Genomic DNA, 25,509 nt, shown 5'->3' with positions numbered 1-25,509 from the left:
CCTCTGGACCTCTAAATGTGGTATGCTTAGGATAGAAGCTGGAGAAAGGAAGAAGGCTTGAACTTATGAAATTTGCGGTTTTGGATTTTGAAACGACTGGAACGGGCCCGGCTGACGATATTATTCAAGTCGGTCTCGTTATTATAGATGATATGGAAGTAACCGACAGGTATACTTCCCTGGTAAATCCGGGGATCAGTATACCTTCTTCGATTACGGAGCTTACGGGCATTACCGACGAAATGGTGGAGCATGCCCCGAAGCTCGATGATATTATGGCGGAGATGTATCCGCTGCTCTTTGACTGCGTGCTCGTGGCTCACCACGCTTCTTTCGATCTCGGTTTCCTGCAGCGGGCTCTGCGTAAAACGGGCTATCCCGATTTTACCGGACGCGTCCTGGACACGATAGACATGCTGAGAATCGTGTTTCCGTCTCTTCCGACTTATCAGCTCGGCATGGTGGCTTCGGCCTTCGGCATCGAGCATGAGCGGCCCCATCAGGCGGACAGCGATGCGGACGTTACGGCGGAGATCTGGACGATGAGCCTGGACAGGCTGCTTTCCCTGCCTTTGCTAACGGTTCAGCGGCTGGCGCAGATCCTGCCCGCCGAGACGAGCGACCTCGGCTGGTTTATGTCGGAAATCGCCGGGTTCAAGGAACAGCAGACACCTTTGGATACATCGGTTCATCAGTATTACCGCCAGTTCGCACTGAACGTGCAGGACTGGGGGGACGAAGACCCGGTACGCGACGAGAACGATGTGCTGGAACTGAGCGACTCTTTTGAAGACGTTTACGAGCAGGTAAAAGAAGCTTTGAAAGCGAAGTTCGAGCATTTCGAAAGCCGGGAAGCCCAGGAGATCATGATTCACGAAATTGAGGAAGCTTTCCAGAATGACCGGCACCTCATGATCGAAGCCGGTACGGGCACGGGCAAATCGCTCGGCTACTTGATTCCGTCCCTCTATTACGGAATTAAGCACGACGAGAAGGTGGTGGTCAGCACGCACACCATCAATTTGCAGGAACAGCTGCGGGAGCGGGACATCCCGCTGCTTCACGAAATTTTTCCGGTAAATTTCAAAGCGTCCGTCCTCAAAGGCCGCAGCCATTATCTGTGCCTCCGCAAGTTCGAGAACCGCATCTCCATGCAGGAGTTCGACACGGGCAAGGAGGATGCCATAACGGCCGCACAGATGGTCGTTTGGCTGAGTCAGACGCAGACGGGCGACGAAGAGGAGCTGCATTTCGGCAACAAGGGCGCCGCTTTCTGGCATACCGTTTCGAGCGATGCGGAGTCATGTCAGAACCGGCATTGCCCGTGGTTCAAAAAGTGCTTTTATCACCGTGCGCGCCATGACGCCAACAATTCGGACGTTGTCATTACGAACCACTCGCTGCTGTTTACGGATATGAAGGCCGAGAACCGGGTGCTGCCGGCTTATAAGCACCTCGTCCTGGATGAGGCACACCATTTCGAAGAAGTGGCCAGCAAGCATTTGGGCAAGGAGCTTCATTATCTGGGACTGACCAATCAGCTTCTCTGGCTGTTCAAAGACAGCCGGAACGGGCAGCTGCCGGCCCTTCGGACGAAGCTTCAGCGCTATGACGACGACTACCGCGCGGCTACCTGGATGAACGGCATCGACAACCTTTTCCCGAAAACGCTGCTGATCAAGGAAGCTTGGGATTTACTCTGTGAAAAGTTTTACGAGCTGCTCCAGACGAATTCCGAGCCCGGTCAGATCGATCCCGGTTCCCTGGTGATGCGTTTGAAGAAAGAATCGCTCCCGCCGAACTGGAGCGATTTCACGGATCTAGAAGAGATATTGGAACAGCACATCCAGGATGTGTACAAATCCGTCGATTCGCTCGCTCAGGATTTGAAGGAAGTTCAGGAAGAATACGATGTCCAAAGCTTCGTAACCGATCTCGGCGGGGTTGCGAAGGAACTGCAGGCTGCCAAGGAAACGCTCCGCTTCTTTATGAAAATGGCGGACGACAACTTTGTGTACTGGGTGGAAGCGGGGACGTACAACAAAAGCCGTTCGATCAATCTGATCTCCGTGCCGATGGATGTCAGTCCCCTGATCCGCGAACATTTCTTTGACAACAAGGAGAGCGTAATTCTCACCTCGGCCACCCTGTCGGTCAACAAATCGTTCCAGTATTCGGCGGACCAGCTAGGGCTGAAACTGCCCGCTGAGGAAGAGGAGAATCCGAAGCTGAAGACCGTCCAGCTTCCGTCCCCGTTCCAGTACCGGCAGCAGGCGCTTGTCTGCATTCCGCGGGATTTCCCGATGTTAAAGGGCCGCAGCGGCGAGGAGGAGTTCCTCAAAGCGCTGACGGAGTCGCTGACGGATGTGGCCGTGGCCACGCGGGGAAGGATGCTCGTTCTGTTCACTTCGAACCGGATGCTGAAGCAGGCCCACGCGGTTCTGAAAGAAAATCTCCGTCCGCAGGGGATTCATGTGCTCGGTCAAGGGGTGGACACCGGCAACCGCAGCAAGCTGACCCGGCTCTTCCAAGAGCATAAAGCGTGCGTTCTGCTCGGCACAAGCTCGTTCTGGGAAGGGGTGGACATTCCCGGAGAAGCTCTGACCTGTCTGGCGATCGTACGGCTGCCTTTCCAGCCTCCGAATCATCCGCTGGTCGAAGCGAAGAGCGAAAACCTGAAAAAACGGAATCAGAACCCGTTCATGAAGCTGTCGGTGCCTCAGGCTGTCATCCGGTTCAAGCAGGGGTTCGGCCGGCTCGTACGCAGAGCTTCGGATAAAGGCATTGTGCTGATCTACGATACGCGTGTCATCGAGACGCAGTACGGCAAGCACTTTCTCTACTCTCTGCCGGGGCCGAAGATTGAACATATGCCTGTAGAGCGCATCGTACCGAGAATTCAGGAATGGATGGGAGAGAACACGCTTGAAGTCACCTAAAATATCCGAGGCAGTCGTAAAACGTCTGCCGATCTATCTGCGTTTTCTTAACGAACTGTCGAAGAAAAACGTATTAACGGTTTCGTCCCAGGATCTGGGGCAGAAGCTGAATCTGAATCCTGCCCAAATCCGCAAAGATTTGGCTTACTTCGGTGAATTCGGAAAGAAGGGGATCGGCTACGATGTAACCTATCTTATCGAGAAGATCCGCCAGATTCTGAAGCTTGACCGCCAAATACCGGTTGCCCTCGTGGGAGCCGGTAACCTGGGCCGGGCGCTGTGCAACTATAACATTTATTTGCGCGATCAGATGAAAATAACGGCGATTTTCGATTCGTCGCCGGACAAGATCGGCCAGGTCATCAATAACATGAGCGTTCTGCCCATGGAGCATCTGGCCGATGTTATCCGGGATTCCAGCATTCGAATCGGCATCATAACCGTTCCGGCGCCGGAAGCGCAGAATGTCGCCAACCAGTTCGTGAAGGCGGGCATCGAAGCGATTCTGAATTTTGCTCCGTCCATTTTGAAAGTGCCGGAAGAAATCCGTGTGCATCATGCGGACTTTACCGCAGAGCTCCAGAGCCTGGCCTATTACCTTCCTGAATAAACAAGTGAGGGTATTTAGTCTTAAAAACCAGAAAAACCGCTATATGGGCCGGTTGGGCCGTATGGCGGTTTTTTAATGGAATTCACATTCATTTTTATACGAAGAACTTAAACAGCACGGTGTAGATCACATAAGACAGAATGATGCTGATCGGAATCGTAATGATCCAGGTTACGATCATGCGCGTTACGGTACCCCATTTCACCTCATGAAACCGGAGTACGGAACCGGAACCGATGATGGCGGAGGAAATTACGTGAGTGGTCGAAAGCGGCATCCCCATATGCGTGGAAGTCTGAATCACGATGGAGGAAGTCAAATCCGAAGCGAATCCGTTGATCGGCTCGATTTTGATCAAGTTTTTGGAGATCGTCTTGATGATCTTCCAGCCTCCGATCGAGGTACCGAGACCCATTGCGGTCGCAGCCGCGATTTTTACCCATAAGGGCACGTCCATGGTTGTCTGGGCTCCGGCAGCGACGAGTCCGAACACGATAATGCCCATCGCTTTCTGTGCGTCATTTCCCCCGTGGGAGAAGGACAGCAGCCAGGCGGACAGGATCTGGAAGAACTTGAACACGCGGTTCAGCTTCGAGCGGGACTTGTTGCCCGTCAGAATAACCAGGTATTTAATGATCGTCATGATGATATAGCCGGCTATAAACGCGACAATCGGTGAAAGCACCAGAATCAGTACGATCTTGCCGAGACCGCCCCATTTGACGAAGTCGGCTCCCGCCCCGGCCAGCACGGCACCGACAATGGATCCGATGAGCGTATGGGAGGAAGAGGAGGGAATGGCATAATACCAGGTAACCAGGTTCCAGATAATGGCGGAAAGCAGGGCCGCGATGACGATAAATTCACCGTGGTTGATCTTGGACGGATCCGCGATCCCGCTGCCGATCGTCTTGGCCACTTCCGAAGAATACAGGGCGCCGACGAAGTTCAGACATGCGGCGGATATAATGGCCACTTTGGGACTCATTGCGCGCGTAGAGATCGAAGTCGCTACCGCATTCGCCGTATCGTGGAAACCGTTAATGAAATCAAAAGCAAGGGCGAGAAAAACGATCGCAATCAAGGTAATAAGAACTGTTGTCGTCATGAAATCCTCCTAAACTGCTGGGCTTACGAGTAGCGCAGCACGACGCTTTCCAAGATGTTGGCAACGTCTTCACATGCATCGGTGGTCTGTTCGAGACGTTCATAAAGTTCTTTGAGTTTGAAATCTTCGTAAGGATCGCGTTTGGTAATGAAAATTTCGCGGATGCCTTCGCGCATCAGGCGGTCGGCTTCGTTTTCAAGCGCATTGATTTCTACCGTATGTTGAGGGATCTGCATGTACTTCTTTTTGGAAAGAAGCTTGAAAGCATCGAGCATATGTTGGCAGCTGGACACGATCACGGCGGAGAATTCCTGCATAACCTTGTCCGTCTGGCTGATGTTGAGATAATCAAAACGTGCCGCAGTCGCTTCAATGCCGTCCAGTACGTCGTCGAGCTTGGAAGCCAGCTCCATAATATCTTCACGGTCAAGCGGAGTGATAAAGACTTTGTTCAGCTCTTTAAAGATTTCGTGGGTGATCTGATCGCCCTTGCTCTCGATGTCTTTGATCATCTGGAAAAAATTTTCCGGAATTTTATCTCCCATCATCGCGTTTCTGAACATCTGGGATGCATGGAGTGTGTTTTCTGCCGCCCGAATGAGCAGGTTTAAAAAATCGACGTCTCCTCTTTTACTGCTAAAAAGCGATGCCATTACGGTTCCTCCTAGTGATTCGATTGTAAAGATTCCGTGAAGTTAAGTTTAATGTATGTAGAATTTTGTAGCTTAAACTCACAAACTTAAAAATATCATAACATTTCCCCAGAAAGCAATCACTGGTTGAGCGTTTTTTCAATTGTTTGCTCGGCTTGATTTTAAACAGGTGACGTTGTACATTGAAAAGATAAGAATAACTGCCGATTTCGGCACTTTATACGGAATGAGGGCTATCCCATGAAAAAAACGATTATCATAAACGGCTTGTTCGTAACGGGGGACGCAGCCGCGCCCGTCATCGAAGGCTGTATGGTTATGGAAGGAAATCAGCTTACATATATAGGAAAGGATGCGCCGCATCCGCTTGAAACTTACGATGAAGTCATCCGCGGGGACCGCAAGCTTTACATGCCCGGTCTCGTCAATACGCACGGCCATGCGGCGATGACACTGCTGCGCGGCTACGGAGACGATCTTGCCCTCCAGGTTTGGCTGGAGGAGAAAATGTGGCCGATGGAAGGCAGGTTCACGGCGCAGGACGTGCGCTACGGAACGCTTCTGGCCATCCTCGAAATGATCAAGGGCGGAACGACGACATTTGTCGACATGTACGATCATATGAACGAAGTGGCCCAGGCGGTTTCCGACTCCGGTATGCGGGCACGCCTGACGCGCGGTGTCATCGGACTTTGTCCGGCCGACGTTCAGGAATCCAAGCTCCGGGAAGCCGTCGCTTTCGCCAAGGACTGGAACGGCGCCGCGAACGGCCGCATTACGACGATGATGGCTCCCCACGCTCCTTACACATGTCCGCCGGATTACATTGAACGATTTGTCCAAGCCGCACACGATCTGGACCTGCCTATTCATACCCATATGTCCGAGACGCTGAAAGAAGTGGAAGCCAACGCGGAGCAGTATGGCGCACGGCCAGTCGAGCATCTGGAAAAGCTGGGCGTTTTCACACGGCCGACACTCGTGGCGCACGGCGTTCACCTGACGGACGAAGAAATCGCCGTTCTTGCCAAGTATAACGTCGGGGTTTCGCACAACCCGGGGAGCAACCTTAAGCTTGCGAGCGGTGTCGCCCGTGTGCCTGAGCTGCTTAAAGCCGGCATAAACGTGTCACTGGGCACGGACGGAGCGGCCAGCAACAACAACCTCGACATGTTCGAGGAAATGCGTCTTGCCGCGCTGATCCACAAAGGCGTATCCGGCGATCCGATTGCCGTGCCGGCGGCCGCAGCTTTAAGCATGGGCACGTCGATGGGCGCGCGCTCCATCTGGCTTGACGATATCGGTACACTCCAGCCTGGAATGAAAGCCGACTTTATCGCGCTCGATATCGACCAGCCTCATTTTCTGCCTCGCACGGATTATGTTTCCCATATCGTCTATTCGGCATCCGCCCATGATGTGGTAGATGTGTGCGTGGACGGCAGCTGGATCGTACGGGGCCGCGAATGCCTGACGCTTGACGAAGAGAAAATCAAACGGGAATTCGAGTCGTGCTTTGCCCGTTTGACGAGCAGCTAGTCTTCGGCGGAAGGAAGGAGGGAACGGAATGTTTAAAAAAGCGATTTGGATCGGACTGTTTGTCGTGCTGACTTCGGGGTTCGGCATAAACCGTTTTTACGTAAACGTGCAGGCGACCCACTGGGAATCGAATTCCGAGGCTGTTCAGGCGGCTTATGAGAAAACGACGATGACCAAGGCAAACCGGGTCGAGGCTTTTCACGGAGCCTGCTCCTATGAAGTCGTGTATGGGGAAGACAAGCTCGGCAACGGGCTGATCGTCTGGGTGCCGCTCAAGCAGGACGGGACGGGTCTGGCCGTAGATGAAATTCATACGGAAATGACGGCCGAGAACATTACGGAAGAAGCCGTGCGCGGCATTATGGCGAAGAAAAACCCCAAGCTGGATATTCTGCGCGTCAACGCGGGGGAATTCAAGGGGAAGTATGTCTGGGAAGTCTTTTATAAAGACGAGCAGGACCGGGCGTTCTACGATTATTACAATTTAAAAACGGGTGCTCTCGAAGATACATTTAAGCTCAGCCTTCAATAGGGTGAGCTTTCTCTCATTTCGTTAATTTGTCAAAGACTCCACCGTTTTCTTTGCCCACGGGTTACGGACTGTGATATACTATTCGTATAGCATTTGCTAAATACGAGTGATATAGAAAGGGGGACGTAAGTTGCGTAAAATACGTCTCTTGCCCGTCCTGTTAAGTGTCGTCATCACCGCTTTTTTCCTCTTTGGCGGCTGGTTCGCTTATCAGACCTACGCCATTGGAAAACCGCTAGGCAATATCGTGAAAGAAACACCGGGGGTTGAGCAATCCCAGGTCACATATAATGACAGAGAAGTTTCGATCCGTCTGTCCCTCAAACCTGATACAAGCTTAAGAGAAGTGTACGGCCGCATTACAAAAGAAGGAGCCTCTACAATCGGTTCCCGGGACGTGAAACTGTCGGTCAATACAAAAGAATCTCCGGATCTCGATAAATGGTGGGCGCAGGCGCTGTTCGATGTCGCCCAGGCGATGGAAACCCGTCACTATGCCGATATACCAACGGCACTGGAAAAGCACAAAACGGACAAAGACAGCAGTTTGGTGGTCAAAACCGAAATGGATGAGCAGAACGTTTACGTTCATCTGCAAAAAGGGGATCAGCACAAATACGTGGTGCTGCCGCGAAATGCCGAAAAAGTTGGGGTGTTTAAATGAGCAAATACGGAAAAGAGATAGCGATTGGCGCCGCTCCGGTACTTTTCATTTTTCTTGCTTTTATTAAAGTCAACATTATCCCTTTACTGTTTACAGCCGCCCTTATTACAGCCGTTCTTTATATGATGAAAAGCCGCGGGGGTTCCGGCATCGGAATCGGCGCGGGAGCCGGTACGCGCGGCAAATCGCGTCAGCCTTCCTACCTCAGCTTCGATCAGATCGGCGGTCAGGAACGCGCGAAGAAAGAGCTCGTCGAAGCGCTTGATTTTCTCGTGAAACAGGAAGAAACGAAAAAGCTCGGCATCCGCCCTCTTAAAGGCATCCTGCTGACCGGTCCTCCGGGAACGGGTAAAACGCTGATGGCCAAAGCGGCCGCTCACCATACGAATTCCGTATACCTTGCTGCTTCCGGCAGTGAATTTGTGGAAATGTATGTCGGTGTAGGGGCTTCGCGGATCCGTACCTTATTCCAGGAAGCGAGAACGAAAGCACAGAAGGAAAACAAACAAAACGCCGTCATTTTTATCGATGAAATCGACGTGATCGGGGGCAAACGCGACGGTGGGCAGCAGCGCGAGTACGATCAGACGCTGAACCAGCTCCTGACCGAAATGGACGGCATTCATACAAATACGACTCCGCGCATTCTCATTATTGCGGCGACTAACCGCAAAGAAATGCTGGACTCGGCTCTGCTCCGTCCGGGACGGTTTGACCGTCACATCGATGTCGAGCTGCCGGACAAGAAGGGGCGCCTGTCCATTCTCAAGATTCATGCCCAGAACAAGCCGCTGGATGAAGCGGCGGATCTGGAGAAAATCGCGGAGCAGACCTTCGGATTTTCCGGTGCGCAGCTTGAGAGCGTGCTGAACGAAGCGGCCATTTACGCCTTGCGCGGCCAGCAGGATGCGGTTATGCAGAAAGATCTGCTTTCGGCTATCGATAAAGTGATGATGGGCGAGCAGACGGACCGTGAAGCGACCCAGGAAGAGAAAATCCGCGTCGCCTATCACGAACTCGGCCATGCCATTATTGCTGAGCTGGTGCGTCCGGATTCCGTCGCCCAGGTTTCCCTGCGGCCCCGCGGCAAAGCGCTCGGTTATGTGCGCCATAACCCGCCGCAGGATCAGTATTTGTACTCCAAGGAAGCGATCGAAGATCAAATTATGATCGCGCTGGCCGGTGCCGCTGCGGAAGAGATTATTTACGGCGGCCGGAGCACGGGATCAAGCAACGACTTCGAAAAGTCTATCGATATGGTCCGCACGATGATTTCTTCGGGCCTGACGTCTCTGGGCATCGTCGACCTGAAAATGGTTCCGCAGCAGAAGCTGATGGAAGTGAACAACGCCATCCTCGATGATTTGATGGCTCGTACAAAAGAGCTTCTGACGAAGCACCGGATCGTATTCGAGCAATCGCTGGATATCCTGCTTAAGGAAGAGGTCATTTCCGGTCAGCAGTTCCGTGATCTTCTTGAAGGAAGCAAAAGACATCTGGAGCCGGTATTGGCTTAAGTTTACGAATAATCGCATACAAATAAGAACCAGTTTTGGCTGTATATCAGCCGGGCTGGTTTTTTTTTGATTTTGAGAGGGAGTATTTAATAAAATTGAAAATAATTTCTAATAGCGATAAGGTACTCTATAGTAAATTAAATATGGAAAATACTAGAGATCCTATTGGTTTTTAGTGTATAGCATTGAATAAGCACATTTTTCAGTGAAGGAAGATAACCGGATGCCTAAAATGAATTCATCGTCCATTTTATTATTACTTGTTTTTGTTTGCATTGGTTTTTTTACGAGTATGGCTGTTTCGTACCTGGACAAGTACAAGCTTGTTGAAAAAATTAGTCAAAACTATGTCGGTGACGAGGCCATTTTTTTTAGATTTGAACGAATAAGCTTCGCAGATAAAACTTCCTTGCGAAATACGTTAAAGCAGGGAGATATCCTTTACAAAAAAATCGATCCTGAAATTAAGGAAATTTTATATAAGGGAACGATTAGTCCTTTTCCTATGATCGAAGGTCATTCCTTTAGTGAAAACAAGCCGGGTAAAAATATTGCGATCGTGGGTAGAGAGATTCGTAAAAAAATGGGTGAAAAAGAACCCCATATGTATAACGGACTCTCTCACGAGATCATAGGAGTTACGGGGATGGAGAAGCCAAGTAAATTGGACCGTATGGTTTTTTTACAAACGGATAATGCCCAGGCAGACACTAAAGGAATATGGATTCTGGATGGCAATAAGAATCTCGAAGAAACCTTTCAAAACATTCAGCGTTTCTCGGAACAAAATGGGGGCAGTGTCAAAAAAGTAGATGTACCGGGAGAAGGACTCCGGCGATTTTTTCAGAACGAGCCCATTTTTAAAATGATTGATTCTCTTGTAGTTTTAAGTTTTATAACATGTGCTTCAGCCCTCACGGTCTATTGGGTAGAACAAAGAAAACAAATGATCGCTATACAAAAATTGTGCGGATTTTCGACACGATTAATATTTTGGGATTCCTTCAAGCGCTATTTGGCTGTCTCCGTATTATCTTATACAGGGGGCAGCATGATCGGCATTATTGTACTTCCGCAATCTTCTTACTCTCCAGCAAATTTGCTTGCTCAATACGGAAGTACGCTTTTGGTTGGGATCGTAGTCTGCTTAATACCCTTGACTTTCATGATGAAACGATCAACGGACCGAGCTGTAAGGAGGGTCCAATAATGATAGTCTCAGAAGCAATTAGAAGTTTAAAAAATTGGAGGTTTTTCAGCATTCTTATCGTAATCCAATTTACAATTTCCTTTATAGTGCTGAATGCCATATGGACAAACTTGGGTGTTATGAAAAAAAGCGAACAACATTATGCTACACAATTACAAGAGAAACCAAGATATGAATTGTCGGATAAGCTGAAAGGCGAAGAGGAAAGATCCTTTCTGGGACGAGAAGGAGTGCTTGAAGATTTAAAAGGATTTTATAAAGACCTTACTCAACAAAAGGAGTTTACCTTTTTGGAACGCATCCTGCAGCCTGTTTATGTCGCCAATTTTAGAGGTTCGGAGAAGTTTACTAGTGGCTATGAAGATGGAAGAGAGCCTACCTACTACCAATCCAATGATCTGAATTTAACATTTGTCAAAGCGGCTGCAGTCAATGAACAGACATGGAAAGAATTTTCTTTCCGCACAAGTGAGGGCAGAGCCTTTGATAAAAGTGATTTTAGTGTATCCAATCAGGGAATCCTTCCTGCTGTCTTAGGTTACGAGTATCAAGATGTTTATAAAATCGGAGATCATCTTCAAATTCAGTATTATTTTAAAAATTTTACGATGGAAATAGTCGGGTTTTTGGAAAAGAACTCCGTTATGCCTGCAAGAGGACAAGGAGAACTGCTTTATTTAGACCGTTATATTGTGCTGCCATCCGTAGTGGTCAATGAACCGCCGGTAACGGAAGAAGATTATACGTTCCAAAAAACCAGTAATTTAACTAAATTAAGCGGCACTGTTCAGTTAGAGAACGGGTACACTCTTGCAAGCTTTGCAGCCAATTTTGAAGAACTGCGACAGCGCTATCAGATGTTTGATTTCGATATTTGGAATTCTTCTCCTTGGGAACTGAAAATATTAAAATTTACCGCGGGGGAAAATATCGGACACATGCTGACTATTGGCCTGCTGATGGCGGGCTTCGCCGTGCTGACGCTTTCGGTTATCATGTCCAGCAAGATCCGGCGTAACCGGAGCCAATACGGTGTTCACTTGCTGTGCGGAGGGAGTATGCGGCATATTACGGGGTTTGTTTTATTGGAAAACCTCCTTATTTTTGCGACTGCCCATCTTTTGGCTTTTCTGATTACTCTACTCTTGTTTGGTGACAAGATCACTTACAGTCCAATTTGGATAGGTTTAAGCCTAGTGCTGCTGCTGACAAGCAGTATACAGCCCCTAGTTCATTTAAGACGATTAAACGTGGATACGATGCTAAGGAGGAAGGATTGATGCCGGACATTCAACTTAAAGACGCCTGTAAAACTTACGGAAGCGGAGAAGCGGCCGTCCGAGCGCTTCACCATCTATCTCTTGAGATTAAACATGGTGAGATGGTGGCTATCATGGGTAGAAGCGGGTCGGGGAAATCGACGCTTTTGAACGTCATGGGAGGACTAACCTCCCTGGATAGCGGCGAGTATTGTTTTAATGGGGAGAATGTAAATGGAAAAAAGGAAGCGGAGCTAAGCCGCTTCAGACGAAATCATATCGGGTTTATCGTACAGCACTTCGCGCTTCTACAGGACCGGACGGTTTTTGAAAATGTTATGCTGCCTTTAAAATACAATAAAATGTCCAAAGCTTTTATGACGGAGAAAGTTCATCAGGTGTTAAAGTCGGTAGGTATCTTTGAACTAAGAAACCGTTACCCTTCCGAATGCTCGGGAGGACAATGTCAAAGGACGGCAATTGCCCGGGCAATAGTTAACGATGCGGATGTCATTTTAGCCGACGAGCCTACAGGTTCGTTAGACGAAAAAACGGAGGCATCTATCATGGCATTGTTTCATACTCTTCACCAACAGGGAAAAACCATTGTGATGGTAACCCACGACCGGTCGATAGCCGAGCAGTGTCAACGGATTTTTCATATCAGTGAAGAATAAATGCTTCACGAATCACATCTTTTCGTTTAACAAACGTTCGATTTATACTCTAAAAACACGTCCGCTGTATTCGTTTGCGGAGGTGTTTTTTCATTTAGTTAAGCATTTGCAAACTTCCACATTTCCACTATTTCTAAACGGGTAAGAATCCGTATAATGAAGCGTGGTTGTCTGTGTTCTTTTTCACAGTGTGCGAAAGTTGTCGAAATACGGCAGTTGCTTTTGAAAGTTTTGTGTATACTAATGAAAAAGGCATGAAAACGGTGTATGATGGACTTGAAAAGAGATATAAATCGACACCCCTAGATTAACGGATGAAGAGGAGAATAGGGATGCAATATAAAAAGATAGGTGTTATCGGTGGAGGAACGATGGGGCAGGGGATAGCCGAGATGTTGGCGGCTAAAGGCCTTGAGGTTGTCCTGGTGGAGAAAGATAACGAACGAATGGAACATTCTTGGGCCATGATTGAGCTGAGTCTGGATAAACAGCTGGAGAAATGGGCTATTACCGGTGCGGAGAAGAAGCTGATTCTTTCTCGCATTCATAAAACGACCGATCTGAAAGAGCTCCCTTCCTGCCATATGGTGATTGAGACGATTTCCGAGGATCTGGATCTTAAGAAAAGCTTATTCCGGAAGCTTGACGAAATTTGCGGCCCGGACCTGATTCTGGCTTCCAATACGTCCACGCTCAGTCTTACGGAATTGGGCGCATCCACGAAGCATCCGGAGCGGGTGATCGGTCTTCATTTTATTCATCCGGTTGCTAAAATCGACCTTGTCGAAATTATCCGCGGTTTGAAAACCTCGGAAGATACGTACATGCTGACACGCCGCTTCGTGGAAGACGTGATTCAGAAAACGGCGATAAAAGTGTACGAGTCGCCCGGCTTTGTCACGTCCCGGCTTATCTGCCTGCTCATTAACGAAGCGGTTCATACGCTTGCGGAGCGAGTGGCTTCGGCGGAAGATATCGATCTGGCGATGCGTAAAGGCTACGAGTTCCGGCACGGACCGCTTGAGATGGCGGACCGGTTCGGACTGGACTCGGTGCTGGCCGCGCTGGACCGGATGTTCCGCGAATTCGGCGAATTGAAATACCGGCCTTCCTTCCTGCTGAAGCAGATGGTGCATGCCGGACATTTGGGCGTTAAAACCGGGGAAGGATTTTTCCGGTACGATAAGGAAGGTGACAGAATGTGAATATTCTCGTCATTAATGCAGGAAGCTCGTCGGTAAAATATCAGCTGTACAATATGAAGGATGAGTCCGTGCTCGCTAAAGGCCGCGTTGAGCGGATCGGGCTGGACTCGGCCATTCTTACCCACGAGCCGGAAGGAAAGATCGAGGTCCGTGAGGTCAGCGAAATTCTGGAGCATACGACGGCAATCAAAAAGGTGCTGGATATGCTCGTTCATAAAGAGCATGGGGTTTTAGAGTCGGTGAATGAAATCGATGCGGTGGGTCACCGTATCGTGCATGGCGGGGAAGCGTTTTCTTCCTCGGTTGTCGTCACGGAAGAAGTGAAGAAGGAGATCAAGCGGCTGTTCGACCTGGCGCCTCTACATAATCCCGCGCATATGCTGGGGATTAACGCCGTAGAGGCTAATATGGGCGACGTGCCTCAGGTGGTCGTGTTCGATACGGCTTTCCACCAGACGATGCCGTCTCACGCTTACATGTACGCGATTCCGAAAATCTGGTACAGCAAACATAAAGTCCGGCGCTACGGCTTCCACGGCACCTCTCATCAATACGTGAGCGAGCGTGCCGCCCGGTTCCTGGACCGTCCGCTGGAAGAGCTTAAAATCGTGTCTGCCCATATCGGAAACGGCGCAAGCTGCACGGCTATTCAAGACGGTAAATCCGTGGATACGAGCATGGGGCTTACCCCGCTTGAAGGCTTGATGATGGGAACGCGGAGCGGGGATCTCGATCCGGCTGTCGTTACGTTCGCAATGGGCAAAGAGGACTTGTCTCTTAACGAAGTGAACTCTATGCTGAACAAACACAGCGGGCTGCAGGCCATATCCGGGCTGAGCAGCGATATGCGTGAAATTACGGAAGCGATGGACAGCGGGGATAAGAACGCGAAGCTGGCCTTCGATATGTATACGTACAGGCTGCGTAAATTTATCGGCTCTTATGCGGCGGCGATGAACGGCATCGATGTCCTGATTTTTACCGCCGGTGTAGGGGAAAACTCCGTTATTTTGCGCAAAGCGGTATGTGAGGGACTTTCCTATCTCGGTTTGGAACTCGACTCCCAGCGGAACATTAACGGATGGGGAGTCGAGAAGCGTATTTCGACGGACGATTCGAAGGTAGAAGTGCTTGTCATTCCGACGAATGAAGAGTGGATGATCGCGCGGGATACGTTCCAACTGGTGAATCAGCTGCATGAAGCGAAGCGGTAAAATGATTTTTTTTACCACTGGTTTATAGTACAATAGGTGGATGGGAGAAAACGGCCATAGAGCCGTTTTTCCATGTCAACGCAAGGAGGAAGACGTCATATGAGCAATATGAGTACGATTCATGAAGTCAAGAATCATGTCGGCGAATCCGTAAGAATCGGATGCTGGCTGCACAACAAGCGCAAGAGCGGCAAAATTCAATTTTTGCAGCTGCGTGACGGAACCGGCTTTATTCAAGCGGTTGTCGTTAAAAGCGAAGTGAGCGAAGACGTCTGGGAAGCCGCTTCGAAATTAACCCAGGAAAGCTCGCTTTACGTGACGGGCTCGGTTCGCGAGGAACCGCGCAGCAAGAGCGGGTATGAACTGACGGTTGAAGGCGTGGAAATCATTCAAATTACCCAGGATTATCCGATTACGCCGAAAGAACACGGCGTCGATTTCCTGATGGATCACCGCCACCTGTGGCTGCGTGCTCCGCGTCAGCGCGCCATTCTCGTTATCCGTGCGGAAATTATCCGTGCGATTCAGCAGTTTTTCGATGACAAGGGCTTTCAGCTTGTCGACCCGCCGATTTTAACGCCATCCTCCTGCGAGGGGACGACGAATTTATTTCATACGAAATATTTCGATGAAGACGCTTATTTGACCCAAAGCGGTCAGCTTTACATGGAAGCCGCCGCCATGGCGCTGGGGAAAGTGTATTCCTTCGGACCGACCTTCCGTGCGGAGAAGTCCAAAACACGCCGCCACCTGATCGAATTCTGGATGATCGAGCCGGAAATGGCGTTCGTCGATCACGAAGAGAGCCTTCGCGTGCAGGAGCAGTTCGTTTCCCATGTGGTCCAGACCGTTCTGAAAAACTGCCGCAGCGAGCTTGAAACGTTGGGCCGCGATATCTCCAAGCTGGAGAAAATTCAGGCTCCGTTCCCCCGCATTACGTACGATGAAGCAGTTCAGTTCCTGCAGGACACGGGTCATGAATTCCCTTGGGGAGAAGACTTCGGCGCTCCGCATGAAACGGCCATCGCCGAGAAGTACGAGAAGCCGGTCTTCATTACGCACTATCCGACGGGAATTAAAGCCTTCTACATGAAGCCAGATCCGAACCGTCCGGAAGTCGTGCTCTGCGCGGATATGATCGCGCCCGAAGGGTACGGCGAAATTATCGGGGGAAGCCAGCGGATCGACGATCCCGAGCTGATGGAAGAGCGCTTCAAGGAACACGAGCTGTCTTCCGAAGCGTATCAGTGGTATATGGATCTGCGCAAATACGGCACGGTTCCGCATTCCGGATTCGGACTCGGTCTGGAGCGCACGGTCGCCTGGATCTGCGGTCTGGAGCATGTGCGCGAGACGATTCCGTTCCCGCGTCTGCTTTACCGTTTGTACCCGTAATACGGAAGGTATGAAGCCTTTACGTACGGGGTGGCCGGTCACACCGGCCGAGCTAGAAAGAGGAGGATGGATTTGAAACCGAACGATAACGATCGCAAGCGGGTAGAGCGGGCTCTCCTTGCAGGAATGACAGCAGGAACCGTGGCCGTTCCGCATCTGCTTTTGAGGTATTATCACCGGATGAAGCTGTCCGAACTTGAAGTCATGCTGCTCATTCATATCCTGGCTTTCCAGGAGAATGAAAAGAAGGATTTCCCGACGCACGATGAAATTCAAGACCGGATGACGGCTCCGCAGGATCAAGTGATCGAAGGCATTCAAAAGCTTGTGAACAGCGGCGTGCTCCGGATTGAACAGGAAATCGACAGCGTGTCGGATATCCAGTACGAGCGGTACAATTTGAGGCCGATGTACGAAAAAATCGCGAGCTGCTATGCGGAGGATCTCCTTCAAAAAGCGGCCAGGCAGGCGGAAGCCCAGAAAGCGGAAGCGCAGCCTGGACGTGAAAAGGATGTGTATTCGATCTTCGAAGCGGAATTTGCCAGGCCTTTGACTCCGATGGAGCTTGAAACGATAACGAGTTGGCTGGATAGGGACAGCTACAAGGAAGAGCTTGTGCTGGCCGCTCTCAAAGAAGCCGTTTTCGCGGGCAAAGTCCATTTCCGCTATGTGGACCGCATTTTGCTGGAATGGAGCCGGAATCGAATTACGACAGTGGAGCAGGCGAAAGAATTTACACAAAAATTCAGAGGTAACCGCTAGTCGTACGTACAGCTCGTTCTTACAGAGCGGTCCGCCCGCTAACAAGAAACCCCCGATTGGATTCTCGAATGAGATTCCTTCGGGGGTTTTGCGTGTTGGTAGGAAATATTTATCCCGCGTGTAAAAGAAACAGCAGACGCGTTCGGCCAATCCGTAGAAAACGCCTGTTCAAGCCGGAAAGAACAGCTTATTTTTTAAGCAGGTGCCAGCGATACACATATTCGAACATAAATTCGAATGCTTCGAGATGCCGCTTGGCTTCGGCCACGCTGGCACCCCAGGCGTAAATCCCGTGCTTGCGCAGTACGATTCCCGGAATGCGCGGAACGATGGCGCCCTGCACGAGCTCGGCGATTTTCGGAATGTCGGCGTAGTTCGGCAGAACGGGAATGCGGATTTTGGCATCCTCTTCCCAAATGTTGAGGGCCTTGATGATTTCAATCCCCTCTACCGGAATGGAACCTTCGTCGCCGTACAGCTCGGATGCCAAGTTGTTAAACATGGTATGTACGTGTAAAATCGCGCCTGCACCCGTATACTTGTAAATTTCACAGTGGATCAGGGTTTCGGCAGAAGGCTTCAGACGGGTCGCTTCGACCGGCGTTCCTTTTTCGTTCACGAGAAGAAAGTCTTCCGGCGATTGGAGTGACTTGTCCTTCCCGCTGGACGTTACGGCAAATGTGAAGTTCTCCGGAGTGAATTCGCCGACACGTACGGACAGATTTCCGCTTGTAGCCGGAAACCAGCCGCGGGCCGCAAGGTTTGCTTTGATCTCGCGCAGCTCGTCATAGGCGTGCTGTTTTTGCTCCAACGTTAATTCGATCATGCTTTTATTTTCGCCTCCAGGTCACGGATAATATCGTGGAATGTTTCGAAAGGAGCATAAGGGAGCTTCAGTTCCTCACAAAGTTCGATCAGGTGAGAGCGGGCATAAACGTTCTCGACGAGCTTCGCTCCCTGAAAATCCGTTACGCTGTCTCCGATCAGGATGCGTTCATACTCGTCGGCGGGATACGAGCGGATAATCGACGTTTTGCACATTCCGCAGTCCGCTCCGCAGTGCTCGTCACAGGCGTGCGGCCACAAAATTTCGATAGCTTCGCCTTCGAATGAGCTTCCGTTGCAGTAAATATGCTCCCGGGGTATATCGAAGGATTCCAGGAGCGGATAGACGAAAAAGTCGATTCCGCCGCTTGTCACGAGCAGTTTGATTCCGTTTTGCTTGCAGAACGCGACAAAATCGGCGAAGCCTTCACGGATAACCGCATTCGAGATGGCATAATCGATCACTTCATGTTGGCGGGAAGAAGGGATCAGCCGGAACATGTCACCGACCGCGTGTCTCACGGAGATCGCCCTTTCTTCCACAAGACGCTTCACGATCGCTTCCCAGCCGGGCGGATCGAAATGTTTCATAATCGCCACGATGTTGTCGTTTACGGTAATCGTGCCGTCAAAATCACAGAACACGATTTTTTGTCGGGTACTCAAGATTTAACCCCCCAGGCGTCGATTGCGGCTTTCAGTTCCGGATGCTGCAGGGCGGCTTCCTGAAGCGTTGCCCCCTCCAGCGTCGCCTGAATCGCCTGCCGGAAAGCCTGTCCGCCGGCAATGGCGCCCATGGGATGGCCGTGAATCCCGCCGCCGGCGTTGACCACGACATCCGTGCCGAAATCACGCAGGATGAGAGGGACAAGCCCGGGATGGATGCCAGCCGAAGGAACGGGGAAGCTCGTTTTAAGCGCCGCGCTTCCGGTGGCGGAAGCGGATGGCTGACCGGCAGGTGTTTCCTTCGTGGAATGGCGGTAAATATAGTCCTGCTCCAGGTTCTCCGTAAGGAGGACCTGCTTGATCGCCAGGTTCTCTTCGCGCGGCATCACGACGGAGCCGTACGGGGAAGGGAACAGAACGAGATCGGCTCCGGCTACCCGCATAAGCTTGCCGAGCAGCAGAGAGGCGGAAATGCCGTACTCGGGGGACGGATAGAATGCCCCGGCCATGGCGGGATGCGCCATAATCGGGACGGAGATGTCCGGGTCGGCGCTCAGCTCGCACAGCGTATCGAATCCGTAAGCGAGCACATTGAACAGAAGCGCGTTAGCTCCGGCATCGATCGCTTTCTTCGCCTGATCGGCCAGCTTGGACGTCGGGCCGGTCAGATTCGTCGCATAGAGCAGCTTCTGTCCCGTTACTTCGCGGGCGCGGCGTGCCGCTTCCATGCAGACGGCGACCCTTTTCTCAATCGGAGTGAGCGGGTTCTCGAACAAAATCTCGTCGTCTTTGATGAGATCGACGCCGCCTGCCGCTTGTGCGTAGAACTGCTCCCCGAGTCCCTGCAGATCCTGGCCGATGACGGATTTGAAAATGCTCATCAGCAGCGGGCGGTCGTGTACGCCGAGCAGCTCTCTTACGCCCTGCAGGCCGAACTTCGGACCGGCAAAAGCCGATAGGAACGAGTCCGAGAAGGAGAGGTCGGTCAATTTGATTTTCCCGTCCATGGACAGTTTGCCGAAAACGGTAACCAGCAGAGCCGGCAAATCCCGGCTGAAATTCACATCGGGGTAAGCGATTTGGATATCCGCGTAACGCCGGGATTCGGGCGAAGCTTCTCCGGCTTCATGGACGTCGACGGAAACGACGTGGCCCAGATGCCGCTGCATCTCGGCTTTGCGGGCTTCCGGAAGCTCGGTCCAGCTGCCGACGGTAAGGCCGACAGCGATACCCTGCGCTTTCTTGTTAAAATCGGCTGTATCGTCATAACAGCGGTAAGTCGCCAAACAATAAGAATTCACAACATATCACCTGCTTAAGAAAAGATAGGAGGCAGCACGCCTTAACGGATATGGGGAGCAATCTCGGCGCCCATTTCTTTTGCCCGTTTTGCGGAGCTGAAGACGGCGGCGGCTACGGCTTCCGGGAACTTGTAGCGGTCCAGCGTCTGAAGAGCGGCCAAGGTCGAACCGCCCGGAGAGGTAACTTTACGTCTGAGTTCCGCCGGTTCTTCTCCCGTACGCTCTACCATATGAACGGCTCCGAGCAGTGTCTGCATCGTGAGCCGGCGCGCTTCGTTCTCCTGGAGTCCGCCCGCAATGCCTGCCTGAATTAAAGCCTCCATAAAGTAGTATACATAAGCGGGACCGCTTCCGGAAAGTCCGGTTACGATTTCGAGGTAATCTTCGGGAACGACCGTCACCATTCCGACGGCTTCAAACATTTTCGTCACGAGCTCCTTCTGCTCTTCGGACACGCTTTCGGAGAAGCTCATTCCGGTAGCGCCAAGTCCTATGGTTGAAGACGTGTTAGGCATCGTCCGTACGATCGGCATTTTGGTATCCAGCAAAAGTTCGATTTTACGGATCGTCAGCCCGGCAATGACGGACACGAGCAGCTGGCTCTCGTTCAGCATCGGTTTAAGTTCATCGAAGGAAGCTTCGACGTCTTTGGGCTTCATGCAGAGCACGACGATATCGGCGGAAGAAATGCGTTCTCTCTTGGTCAGAGGCTCGCAGCTCGCTTCGACACCGTAACGCTCCCTAAGCTCACGGAGACGTTCTTCATTTTGCCGGTTGGAGGCGAAAACTTGCCCGGGCACCGTGATTTCCCGTTCGATGAGGCCGCGTAAAACAGCCTCGGCCATGGAACCTGCACCGACAAATGCGATGCGTTTAGTGTGAATTATGCTGTTCACAAGTCTCACTCTCCTGTTGGTAAAGATCCGTTCCCCCAAGGAACGGATCTTTTTATTCTTAAAATTATTCCCGGATTTGGCCGTCGCCATAAATTCTGTATTTGGTGGAAGTTAAAGCGGGAAGTCCCATCGGACCTCTCGCATGAAGCTTCTGTGTGCTGATGCCGATTTCCGCGCCGAAACCGAATTCAAACCCGTCAGTGAAGCGGGTGGAGGCGTTATGATAAACGGCGGCCGCATCCACTTCCTGCAGAAAGCGGGCAGCGTGAGCTTCATTCTCGGTCACGATACATTCGGAGTGCATCGTGCCGTGAAGGCGGATATGATCGAGAGCTTCGTCGAGAGAATCAACGACTTTCACATTGAGGACATAGTCGTTGTATTCGGTATCCCAGGCTTCATCCGCCGCCGTTTTGATCTGCGGAGCCAGCTCCTGTGACCGCGCGCATCCGTACAGCTCGACACCCAAAGCGGACAGCTTGCCCGTCAAAGCGGACAGATGCTCCTCCGCATGGCTCTTGTGCACAAGCAGCGTTTCGATCGAATTGCAGACGGAAGGGCGCTGCACTTTCGCGTTGATAGTAATCTTCTCGGCCATTTCGGGCTTTGCCGTTTCGTCGACGAACGTGTGGCAGATCCCCGCTCCGGTTTCAATTACGGGCACAGTCGCGTTTTTGACCACGTTTTGAATGAGGGAGGCTCCGCCCCTTGGAATCAGCACATCAAGCAGTCCGTTCAGCTTCAGCATTTCGTCAACCGAAGCCCGGTCGGGATCGGAAATTAGCTGCAGGGCGCCCGGGGGAACGTCCGTGCCTGCCAGCGCGGCTTGCAGGACTTCAACGATCCGTTCATTAGAGCGCAGCGCTGAAGAGCCACCGCGCAAAACGACCGCATTTCCCGTTTTCAGGCAAAGGCCCGCAGCGTCGACGGTTACATTCGGACGGGCTTCATAAATGATGCCGATTACGCCCAGCGGCACCCGGATCTTCTCGACACGCAGGCCGTTGGGCCGGACAAACGATTCGAGCTGATCGCCGACCGGATCGGGAAGCTCGATGATCTGATGAAGTCCCTCGGCCATGCTTGCGATCCGTTCGGGCGTAAGAGCCAGCCGGTCCAGCAGGGAAGTTCCTAGCCCGGTATCGGCGCCACGTTTCAAATCCTCGGCGTTGGCCGCGATAATGGAGTCCTGTTCGGCGACCAGAGCTTCCGCCATTCTTAAAAGGGCGGTATTCTTCTGGCCGGTGGTCAAGTTTCCGAGACGGGTCGAGGCTTCTTTTGCGACAGCTGCTTTTTGTCTGACTTCACTCATGTAGCTCACTCCTTGGCTAATGGAATTGGATTTCATTGTTTTATAAAAATAGCGGAAGCCCACTTCGAAATTCAGCGTTCAGGGGTTTATCCGCTAACAGTGTAAGGCGTGCGTGCAACATGCAGAACCACCTGGCGGTGAAAGCGTGTGTCCGGCTGGGCTGAAAAAGCATGTGTCTGAAAACAGAGGATCCGAGGATCGACCTTGTCAGCCTCCGCACTATAACGGGTATGGGGGCCGGCACTAGAGCGGCAGCTGCGTATTGTGCGAAGCGCGGTAAGCCTGCAGGGTTACCCATTCGTCCCGGTGAATGACCTCGATGCGGGGAACCTCGACTCTCCGCTGGATTTCTCCGGTGCCCAGGCCCATTACGGCCTGAAGCTGCCAGGCCACGTAATTGGCGACGCCCCGGCCGATCACGGAGCCGTCTTCACCGCACACCTCGATCACGTCGCCGGGGTGAAAATCGCCTTCGACGGCGGTCACGCCGGCCGGCAGCAGGCTTTTGCCCCCCGACAGAAGGGCTTGCTCCGCTCCGCGGTCGACCGTTACTTTTCCCTGGGGAACGGAGTGAAACCCGACCCACTGCTTTTTGATGGACAGCGTGTGATCGGCGGCGGAGAAATAGGTCCCCCGTCCGTTCCCTTCCGCGGCCGTCCCCAAATCCCCGGGCTCCGTGGCACGTCCGACGAAGACGGGAATTCCCCCGCGCATGGCGATGCGGGCCGCTTCGATTTTGGAGCGCATGCCCCCGGTGCCTACGGAGCTGCCGGACCCGCCGGCAATCCGGTACAGCTCGTCGCTGATTTCATCGACACGTTCGATCCGGCGCGCGTCTTTGTTTTTGCGGGGATCGTCCGTATACAAGCCGTCCGTATCCGTAATGATGATCAGCTGGCCCGCTTTGAGCAGGTTGGCTACGAGAGCCGACAGCGTATCGTTGTCCCCGAATTTGATCTCGTCGACCGATACGGTATCGTTCTCGTTAATAATCGGGATAAATCCGCGGCGCAGCAGCTCTTCCATCGTTGCGGTCGCGTTGGAAACCCGCTTGCGGCTGGTGAAATCGTCCCGTGTAAGGAGGATCTGGGCGGCGCCGATGCCGTATTGGTGAAAAGCTTCCTGATAAGCGCGCATAAGCAGCGCCTGACCGACGGAAGCGGCCGCCTGCTTTTCGTGAAGCAGCTTGGGCCTTGTTTTGTAGCCGAGGAAGGAAAAGCCCGCCGCTACGGCGCCCGAAGTGACTAGGACAACTTCGTGGCCGTTTTGTTGAAGCCGGGCAAGCTCGGCGGCAAAATAGGCGATAGGAGCCGGGTTTAATCCTCCGGCATCCGAGGTGAGCGAGCTGCTTCCTATTTTTACAACGATTCGCTGCTGCATCTGGTTCACTTCCTTGGAAAACGGTCTGTACGACCGCGTAGTATACGTCTGAACCCCGTTCCGTTTATAGCTTCGTTGACTGATCAGGAGCCCGAAGGCGGGAGCGTGTGGATGGAAGAATGCAAAAAAGGCCCTCGTCCTCGTAAGGACGAAAGCCTGGGCTTCCGCGGTACCACCTTAGGTTGATGCGTATCCGAGCGGCCTGCCGGCACCCGCTGCGAACAGGGGGCCTCTTTAAAAGGTCCGATCGAGATGCACATCCATCTCTGTCCCTGATAACAGCAGGGGACTGTTCAGCTCGTCGCTGACCGTTCCGGGGCGGGTTCGGGAAAACTGCTGCAAAGCTCTTTCAGCCGGGGAGCTTTTCTCTGAAGCGAAGCGGGTTATTCCTTACTATTCCCATCACAACGTTCGATGTTTTCTTACTAGGATAGCACGCGTGCCGCCGCTTGTAAAGAAGGGCTCTCCGCAAAGAGAACCATATCCGCTTCTGCGGATTACGTATCGAACAGGTGAAGCTCGCCGATGCGCCGGACGGCTTCCCGGAGGCGTTCTTCGCCTGTCAGTAGTCCGAGGCGGACGTACCCTTCTCCGTGTGTGCCGAACCCGATGCCCGGCGCCACGACGACTTTGGCTTCGTTCAGCAGCAAATCCGCAAACTCCGCCGAGCCGTATTTGCGGGGCACGGGAAGCCAGGCGAAGAAGGAGCCCTGCGAAGGCTTGGCTTCCCAGCCGATCTCGCCCAGTGCGCCGTAGAGGGCATTGCGGCGGCTTTCGTAGACGCCTCTCAGCTCGTGCACGCAATCTTGGGGAGCGGTAAGAGCCGTGGCTGCAGCGGCCTGGATCCCGCCGAACAGCGAGACATACATATGATCCTGCATCAGATTGATGATGCGGATAATATCCGGGTTGCCGAGCGCGAACCCGACCCTCCATCCGGCCATGTTGTACGTTTTGGACAGGGTATAGAACTCTACGCCGACTTCCTTGGCGCCCGGCCGTTCGAGGAAGCTGACGGGCCTGCTGCCGTCGAATCCGATCGCGCCGTAAGCGAAGTCGCTGGCCACGACAATTCCGTTCTTCGCGGCGAAGGCGATCGTTTCGTCGTAGAAGGCTTCGGAAGCGGTGGAAGCTGTCGGGTTGTTCGGGTAGTTGACGAACATGAGTTTGGCGCGTCTAACGTCGTTCTCGGACAACGATCCGTAGTCCGGCAGGAAGGCGTTGTCTTCGCGCAAAGGCATGAAGGCCATTTCGGCGCCCGCGAGCGCCACGCCCGACCAGTAATCGGGATAACCCGGGTCCGGCACGAGGCAGACGTCTCCCGGATTAAGCAGGCACTGGCTGATCTCGACGAGACCGGTCTTGCCGCCGAACAAAATCGCCACTTCCGTCTCCGGGTCCAGCGTGACGCCGTAATCCTCCCGGTAGCGTGCGGCAACCGCTTCTTTCAGGAAGCCGTACCCGCTGAAGGGCGGGTACTTGTGATACAGCGGGTTTTCCGCGGATTCCTGAAGAGATTTTACGATATGGGAAGGGGTGGGCCGATCGGGATTCCCCTGCCCGAGATTGATGACATCGTGCCCTTGGGCGATTTGGGCGTTCGCTTTTCGGACGAGTCCCGCAAAAAACTGCGAAGGCAGGCTTGCCATACGGCCGGCCGCTTCGATCTGCAAAGGGCGGACTGACGCGTTTGTTAAGGGGGACTGGCTATGATCCGGCTGCGGAGAGCGTCCGGTTTGTAGGTTATCGTTCATGATTATACTGCCTCCATCATGCTGATCCGTTAGGGATAGACCCGGTATGATCCTAAATTTACCCCTACTTTATCATGATTTCAAAAGGATG

At 52.3% G+C, this 25,509-nt stretch carries 22 protein-coding genes; 13 read left to right on the top strand and 9 right to left on the bottom strand.

Features of this window, described 5'->3' with window-relative positions; all coding sequences use genetic code 11:
• Positions 1-38 precede the first annotated feature (38 nt).
• Both dinG and C4S74_RS09420 read left to right on the top strand, forming a co-directional pair.
• The gene (gene dinG / locus C4S74_RS09425; protein WP_258042449.1) at positions 39-2,939 is read left to right on the top strand and encodes an ATP-dependent DNA helicase DinG; all 2,901 of its coding nucleotides are present in this window, start codon (positions 39-41) and stop codon (positions 2,937-2,939) included.
• A complete protein-coding gene (locus C4S74_RS09420) occupies positions 2,926-3,549 on the top strand; it encodes a redox-sensing transcriptional repressor Rex (protein WP_103995079.1) in 624 nt (207 codons plus the stop codon). The genes dinG and C4S74_RS09420 overlap by 14 nt, the downstream gene beginning before the upstream one ends.
• Positions 3,550-3,643: 94 nt before the next feature.
• Here C4S74_RS09420 and C4S74_RS09415 read toward each other — a convergent pair whose 3' ends face one another.
• On the bottom strand, positions 3,644-4,657 hold the full coding sequence (locus C4S74_RS09415; RefSeq protein WP_103995078.1) for an inorganic phosphate transporter: 1,014 nt from the start codon (positions 4,655-4,657) through the stop codon (positions 3,644-3,646).
• Positions 4,658-4,680: 23 nt separating this feature from the next.
• Positions 4,681-5,310 (bottom strand): DUF47 domain-containing protein, encoded by a 630-nt coding sequence (locus tag C4S74_RS09410; RefSeq protein WP_009675522.1) that lies wholly within the window; start codon positions 5,308-5,310, stop codon positions 4,681-4,683.
• A gap of 240 nt (positions 5,311-5,550) precedes the next feature.
• On the opposite strand from C4S74_RS09410, the gene C4S74_RS09405 reads away from it, so the two are divergent.
• The 11 genes from C4S74_RS09405 (at position 5,551) to C4S74_RS09355 (ending at position 17,284) form a co-directional block, all read left to right on the top strand.
• Positions 5,551-6,849 carry an amidohydrolase gene (locus tag C4S74_RS09405; protein ID WP_103995077.1) on the top strand — a complete coding sequence of 433 codons (1,299 nt, stop codon included), beginning with the start codon at positions 5,551-5,553 and terminating at the stop codon, positions 6,847-6,849.
• Between the two features lie 28 nt (positions 6,850-6,877).
• The gene (locus tag C4S74_RS09400; RefSeq protein ID WP_103995076.1) at positions 6,878-7,381 is read left to right on the top strand and encodes a DUF5590 domain-containing protein; all 504 of its coding nucleotides are present in this window, start codon (positions 6,878-6,880) and stop codon (positions 7,379-7,381) included.
• A gap of 130 nt (positions 7,382-7,511) precedes the next feature.
• A complete protein-coding gene (locus tag C4S74_RS09395) occupies positions 7,512-8,045 on the top strand; it encodes a hypothetical protein (RefSeq protein WP_103995075.1) in 534 nt (177 codons plus the stop codon).
• Positions 8,042-9,562: an AAA family ATPase gene (locus tag C4S74_RS09390; RefSeq protein ID WP_103995074.1), complete on the top strand. Its 1,521-nt coding sequence runs from the start codon at positions 8,042-8,044 to the stop codon at positions 9,560-9,562. Before C4S74_RS09395 ends, C4S74_RS09390 begins: the two co-directional genes overlap by 4 nt.
• Positions 9,563-9,785: 223 nt before the next feature.
• Positions 9,786-10,772, top strand: a complete 987-nt coding sequence (locus C4S74_RS09385) for an FtsX-like permease family protein (protein WP_103995073.1) — start codon at positions 9,786-9,788, stop codon at positions 10,770-10,772.
• On the top strand, positions 10,772-12,052 hold the full coding sequence (locus tag C4S74_RS09380; RefSeq protein ID WP_103995072.1) for an ABC transporter permease: 1,281 nt from the start codon (positions 10,772-10,774) through the stop codon (positions 12,050-12,052). Before C4S74_RS09385 ends, C4S74_RS09380 begins: the two co-directional genes overlap by 1 nt.
• Positions 12,052-12,708, top strand: a complete 657-nt coding sequence (locus C4S74_RS09375; protein WP_103995071.1) for an ABC transporter ATP-binding protein — start codon at positions 12,052-12,054, stop codon at positions 12,706-12,708. The genes C4S74_RS09380 and C4S74_RS09375 overlap by 1 nt, the downstream gene beginning before the upstream one ends.
• 332 nt (positions 12,709-13,040) lie before the next feature.
• Positions 13,041-13,913 carry a 3-hydroxyacyl-CoA dehydrogenase family protein gene (locus C4S74_RS09370; RefSeq protein ID WP_042228387.1) on the top strand — a complete coding sequence of 291 codons (873 nt, stop codon included), beginning with the start codon at positions 13,041-13,043 and terminating at the stop codon, positions 13,911-13,913.
• Positions 13,910-15,127, top strand: coding sequence for an acetate/propionate family kinase (locus C4S74_RS09365; RefSeq protein WP_103995070.1), 1,218 nt, complete (start codon positions 13,910-13,912; stop codon positions 15,125-15,127). Before C4S74_RS09370 ends, C4S74_RS09365 begins: the two co-directional genes overlap by 4 nt.
• 99 nt (positions 15,128-15,226) lie before the next feature.
• Positions 15,227-16,522, top strand: a complete 1,296-nt coding sequence (asnS, locus tag C4S74_RS09360) for an asparagine--tRNA ligase (protein ID WP_103995069.1) — start codon at positions 15,227-15,229, stop codon at positions 16,520-16,522.
• Positions 16,523-16,594: 72 nt separating this feature from the next.
• On the top strand, positions 16,595-17,284 hold the full coding sequence (locus C4S74_RS09355) for a DnaD domain-containing protein (protein WP_103995068.1): 690 nt from the start codon (positions 16,595-16,597) through the stop codon (positions 17,282-17,284).
• Positions 17,285-17,471: 187 nt separating this feature from the next.
• On the opposite strand, the gene mtnB is transcribed toward C4S74_RS09355, so the two are convergent.
• From mtnB to C4S74_RS09320, 7 genes are all read right to left on the bottom strand, one after another.
• Positions 17,472-18,110, bottom strand: coding sequence for a methylthioribulose 1-phosphate dehydratase (mtnB, locus tag C4S74_RS09350; RefSeq protein ID WP_103995067.1), 639 nt, complete (start codon positions 18,108-18,110; stop codon positions 17,472-17,474).
• Positions 18,107-18,775, bottom strand: a complete 669-nt coding sequence (locus C4S74_RS09345; RefSeq protein WP_103995066.1) for a 2-hydroxy-3-keto-5-methylthiopentenyl-1-phosphate phosphatase — start codon at positions 18,773-18,775, stop codon at positions 18,107-18,109. The genes mtnB and C4S74_RS09345 overlap by 4 nt, the downstream gene beginning before the upstream one ends.
• Positions 18,772-20,076: a 2,3-diketo-5-methylthiopentyl-1-phosphate enolase gene (locus tag C4S74_RS09340; protein WP_103995065.1), complete on the bottom strand. Its 1,305-nt coding sequence runs from the start codon at positions 20,074-20,076 to the stop codon at positions 18,772-18,774. Before C4S74_RS09340 ends, C4S74_RS09345 begins: the two co-directional genes overlap by 4 nt.
• 41 nt (positions 20,077-20,117) lie before the next feature.
• Entirely contained in the window at positions 20,118-20,972 is an 855-nt protein-coding gene (gene proC, locus C4S74_RS09335; protein WP_103995064.1) for a pyrroline-5-carboxylate reductase, read from the bottom strand.
• A gap of 64 nt (positions 20,973-21,036) precedes the next feature.
• Complete coding sequence (locus tag C4S74_RS09330) at positions 21,037-22,284, bottom strand: glutamate-5-semialdehyde dehydrogenase (protein WP_103995063.1); 1,248 nt, start codon at positions 22,282-22,284, stop codon at positions 21,037-21,039.
• Between the two features lie 243 nt (positions 22,285-22,527).
• Positions 22,528-23,664, bottom strand: a complete 1,137-nt coding sequence (proB, locus tag C4S74_RS09325; protein ID WP_103995062.1) for a glutamate 5-kinase — start codon at positions 23,662-23,664, stop codon at positions 22,528-22,530.
• A 497-nt stretch (positions 23,665-24,161) separates the two neighbouring features.
• A complete protein-coding gene (locus C4S74_RS09320; RefSeq protein WP_103995061.1) occupies positions 24,162-25,418 on the bottom strand; it encodes a pyridoxal phosphate-dependent aminotransferase in 1,257 nt (418 codons plus the stop codon).
• Positions 25,419-25,509: the final 91 nt, after the last annotated feature.

Source organism: Paenibacillus sp. UNC499MF (assembly GCF_900107975.1).
Classification (GTDB): Bacteria; Bacillota; Bacilli; order Paenibacillales; family NBRC-103111; genus Paenibacillus_F.
This window is presented reverse-complemented; position numbering and strand designations above follow the sequence as displayed.

Excerpts from the sequence above, each read along its gene's own strand:
- C4S74_RS09415 (WP_103995078.1), bottom strand. The coding sequence starts at position 4,657 with ATGACGACAACAGTTCTTATTACCTTGATTGCGATCGTTTTTCTCGCC.
- C4S74_RS09410 (WP_009675522.1), bottom strand. The coding sequence starts at position 5,310 with ATGGCATCGCTTTTTAGCAGTAAAAGAGGAGACGTCGATTTTTTAAAC.
- C4S74_RS09405 (WP_103995077.1), top strand. The coding sequence starts at position 5,551 with ATGAAAAAAACGATTATCATAAACGGCTTGTTCGTAACGGGGGACGCA.
- C4S74_RS09400 (WP_103995076.1), top strand. The coding sequence starts at position 6,878 with ATGTTTAAAAAAGCGATTTGGATCGGACTGTTTGTCGTGCTGACTTCG.
- C4S74_RS09390 (WP_103995074.1), top strand. The coding sequence starts at position 8,042 with ATGAGCAAATACGGAAAAGAGATAGCGATTGGCGCCGCTCCGGTACTT.
- C4S74_RS09385 (WP_103995073.1), top strand. The coding sequence starts at position 9,786 with ATGCCTAAAATGAATTCATCGTCCATTTTATTATTACTTGTTTTTGTT.
- C4S74_RS09380 (WP_103995072.1), top strand. The coding sequence starts at position 10,772 with ATGATAGTCTCAGAAGCAATTAGAAGTTTAAAAAATTGGAGGTTTTTC.
- C4S74_RS09375 (WP_103995071.1), top strand. The coding sequence starts at position 12,052 with ATGCCGGACATTCAACTTAAAGACGCCTGTAAAACTTACGGAAGCGGA.
- C4S74_RS09370 (WP_042228387.1), top strand. The coding sequence starts at position 13,041 with ATGCAATATAAAAAGATAGGTGTTATCGGTGGAGGAACGATGGGGCAG.
- asnS (WP_103995069.1), top strand. The coding sequence starts at position 15,227 with ATGAGCAATATGAGTACGATTCATGAAGTCAAGAATCATGTCGGCGAA.
- mtnB (WP_103995067.1), bottom strand. The coding sequence starts at position 18,110 with ATGATCGAATTAACGTTGGAGCAAAAACAGCACGCCTATGACGAGCTG.
- C4S74_RS09330 (WP_103995063.1), bottom strand. The coding sequence starts at position 22,284 with ATGAGTGAAGTCAGACAAAAAGCAGCTGTCGCAAAAGAAGCCTCGACC.
- proB (WP_103995062.1), bottom strand. The coding sequence starts at position 23,664 with ATGCAGCAGCGAATCGTTGTAAAAATAGGAAGCAGCTCGCTCACCTCG.
- C4S74_RS09320 (WP_103995061.1), bottom strand. The coding sequence starts at position 25,418 with ATGAACGATAACCTACAAACCGGACGCTCTCCGCAGCCGGATCATAGC.